This window comes from Streptomyces sp. STR69 (assembly GCF_024519455.1).
Lineage (GTDB): Bacteria > Actinomycetota > Actinomycetes > Streptomycetales > Streptomycetaceae > Streptomyces.
Window position 1 is genome coordinate 1 of the sequence record NZ_JALJRY010000080.1, and the last position, 1,698, is coordinate 1,698.

Here is a 1,698-nt window from a genome sequence, read left to right on the forward strand (position 1 = left end):
GGAAACCACCGGGACGCCCACCGCGCTCACCACCACGGTCATCACGACGGGGACCGGCCGGACGGTCGTCACGACGCGGGGCGGCGGAACGGTCGTCGCGGCGAGGGCCGGACGGACGGTCGTCGCGGCGGGGGTAGCTGCCGCGCTCACCACGGTCGTCATCACGCCGGAAGGCAGGACGCTCGCCCCGGTTGTCACGGTCGTCGCGACGGAACGGCGGACGCTCGCCACGGCTGTCATCCCGCCGGAAAGCCGGACGCTCACCGCCACGGTCGTCGCGACGCGGGCCGGACGGACGGTCGTCGCGGCGGGGGTAGCTGCCACGGTCACCGCGGTCGTCGTCCCGCCGGAAAGCAGGACGGTCACCGTCACGACGGTCGTCCCTACGGTCATCACGCCGGAAAGGCGGACGCTCGCTGCCCCGGTTGTCGCTGCGGTCGTCACGGCGGAACGCAGGACGCTCACCTCGGCTGTCGTCACGCCGGAAACCACCGGGACGCCCACCGCGCTCACCACCACGGTCATCACGACGGGGGCCGGCCGGACGGTCGTCACGACGCGGGGCGGCAGAACGATCATCTCGACGCGGACCGGCAGATCGGTCGTCGCGGCCACGGAAACCACCACGATCGCCGCCACCGCTACCGCCACGGTCGTCGCGGCGAGGGTAGCTGCCACGGTCACCGCGGTCGTCGTCACGCCGGAAAGCAGGACGGTCACCGTCACGGCGGTCGTCCCTACGGTCATCACGCCGGAAGGGCGGACGGTCACCGCGACTGTCGTCACGTCGGAAACCGCCACTGCCACCGCCACCGCGGTTGTCGTCACGCCGGAAGGGCGGACGCTCACCTCGGCTGTCATCGCGCCGGAAGCCACCGCGATCGCCACGGTTGTCGTCGCGACGCTCGCCGCCCCGGTTGTCGCTTCGGTCGTCACGGCGGAACGCGGGACGCTCACCTCGGCTGTCGTCACGCCGGAAACCACCGGGACGCCCACCGCGCTCACCACCACGGTCATCACGACGGGGACCAGCCGGACGGTCGTCACGACGCGGGGCGGCAGAACGATCATCTCGACGCGGGCCGGCAGATCGGTCGTCGCGCCCGCGGAACCCGCCGCGATCGCCACCGCCAGCGCTGCCGCCACGGTCATCACGGCGGGGGGCGCTGCCACGGTTGTCGTTGCTACGACTCGGGCCTCCGCGGTACCCGCCACGGTCGCCGCGGTCACCACTGTCCCGTCGCCGCTCGTCGCGCTCCGGTCGGTCCTCGGGAGAGTTGGTGGACATCGGTGACTCCTGTCTTCGGTACCGCAAGTCATTCTCGCGCAGCCAGGTACTCGGCGCGCTCCGGGCTGTGCTTGTGCTCGGCTGTGCTTGTCTCAAAACGAGAAAAAGAAAAGGACCCCTGGTCCCAGCGTGAACGCTGGGACCAGGGGTCCTCCAAATATTGTTCGGCGGCGTCCTACTCTCCCACAGGGTCCCCCCTGCAGTACCATCGGCGCTGTAAGGCTTAGCTTCCGGGTTCGGAATGTAACCGGGCGTTTCCCTCACGCTATGACCACCGAAACCCTAATGGTTTCGAGCGAACAAGCACACTTTTCTGTTGTGTGGTTCAAGCTCTAGCCGACAACTGTTCGTTGTCTCAGAACTAACACAGTGGACGCGAGCAACTGAGGACAAGCCCTCGGCCTATTAGT

General features: G+C 68.8%; 1 rRNA gene and 1 pseudogene. Both read right to left on the bottom strand.

Going from position 1 to position 1,698, the window contains the following annotated elements:
- Nucleotides 1–1,288, bottom strand: a pseudogene (locus OC490_RS49485) (hypothetical protein); the annotation flags it as partial.
- 162 nt (nucleotides 1,289–1,450) lie between these two features.
- Nucleotides 1,451–1,567, bottom strand: a 5S ribosomal RNA gene (gene rrf, locus OC490_RS49025).
- Between the last annotated feature and the right edge of the window lie 131 nt (nucleotides 1,568–1,698).